2 protein-coding genes are annotated in these 1,442 nt (G+C 60.5%); both read right to left on the bottom strand.

Annotated features, from left to right (window positions below; genetic code table 11):
• Nucleotides 1–409 (bottom strand): DNA-processing protein DprA (locus BKD70_RS23235; protein ID WP_175441030.1); only part of this gene is annotated, 409 nt, incomplete at its 3' end.
• Between the two features lie 63 nt (nt 410–472).
• On the bottom strand, nt 473–1,249 hold the full coding sequence (locus tag BKD70_RS23230; RefSeq protein ID WP_034129195.1) for a hypothetical protein: 777 nt from the start codon (nt 1,247–1,249) through the stop codon (nt 473–475).
• Nucleotides 1,250–1,442 lie beyond the last annotated feature (193 nt).

Below are 1,442 nucleotides of genomic sequence, written 5' to 3'. Positions count from 1 at the left end.
TGCCCGGGCGAGAGGCACGCCGACTTCCCACCATGGCCAACTGTGGTTTTTCCAGAATACCGGGGTCGCCCGCCACGAATAACAACGGCGGCGCATCGTCGATCTGCGCGAGCAACGCCGGGTAATCAGGTTGGTCCCACATCAGCAAATGCTGGGCCGGGCGCCCCAGCCAGGCCAACGCTTCACTGGCACCGTCACGGACTTTGGGGCTACGTCGGGCCTCGGCACTGACGGCGGGCAAACCGAGGGAATGCCAGGCGCTGGCGGGAGCACTCAGGGCCTTGGAAGCGCAACCAAAGGCTTCGATCAATACGTGAAAACGCTTGGGCCCCAGTTCTGGCAGCCTGTGCAAGCGTAGCCGGGCTTCCAGCTCTGCCGGGGAAATATCGCTACTGTTTATCGGATTCATATGATCATCCTTGACCGGAACAAGCTGTGGATAACTCTGTTGGTAACTTATTTAGCAGGCTATTTATTGCGCTTGATCAGCCGTCTCGAAACGGTCTTGCACGGCTAGCGACCGTGAAGCACTGAGCACCAGGGCATAGCTGAGCTTTTCATAGGTACGAAACACCAGAAGGGTGCCGGCTCGCTCATCCGGGAGTGGCGTGGGCGTGCCGGTGAGGGCGTCTCGCACGGTGGCGCCAGCCTTGATCACCGTCAGCAGTTGGCCCTCCACCAGGCCATCGCGGCGGCCCTTGTTCAGGGTCACAGCGTCGAGCACGCCAATCTGCGTGACGCCCTTGGGGATGTCGATGATATGCCCTGTAATCAAGGGTGCAGGTTTGCACGGCTCCAGGTTCGCCAAAGCAACGGGAGGCTCGGCGCGCAACAAGCGGTCGCCTGGGCGGATTTCCTGGGTCACCCGTTGCACTGCGAGGGTGGTGAGGCTGTCGGCAAGCACAAAGCGCGCAGTGCCGATGTCGTCGGCATTGATGCCGAGTAACTCCTGGGTAACGGGGTCGGTGTAGGCCTTGCCTCGCCGAAAGATCCCGTAGCTCGGCTGGGCCGGGTCCAGACGCCCGCGCGCATGCACACGCTCGTCGTTGGCACCCAGCACGCGCCCGCCTTGCGCCGCAATAATATAAGGCGCGTTATCCAGGTCCTCGGGCGAGTCAAAAATACGGTTGTGCAGTAAAAAATGCTGGATGGCCTGTTGCGCTGCCTGATCCAGGCGCTCAGTGGGTTGCGCAATCAACGCCGTGGCGAACGGGGCCCACAGCAGCAAGACGAGTAGCGATTTCCTCATGGGGTGAATCTCCTTTATTATGTGCGTTCGCGTGAAATGCCATGGCCTTCGCGGCTTCCGAGCGTTTCACACCGGCCGTATGGGTCCATCCCACCGCCGATTTGTCTCTTCCTCACATGTGCAGCAATTACGCTTATGGCTATTTTGAACATCCTCGAATTTCCCGACTCGCGCCTGCGCACGATCGCCAAGC

The organism is Pseudomonas sp. BS-2016, from assembly GCF_001806145.1.
Taxonomy (GTDB): domain Bacteria; phylum Pseudomonadota; class Gammaproteobacteria; order Pseudomonadales; family Pseudomonadaceae; genus Aquipseudomonas; species Aquipseudomonas lundensis.
This window is presented reverse-complemented; position numbering and strand designations above follow the sequence as displayed.

Bases quoted from the DNA above. Each gene is read 5' to 3' on its own strand.
- BKD70_RS23230 (WP_034129195.1), bottom strand. From the start codon at position 1,249: ATGAGGAAATCGCTACTCGTCTTGCTGCTGTGGGCCCCGTTCGCCACG.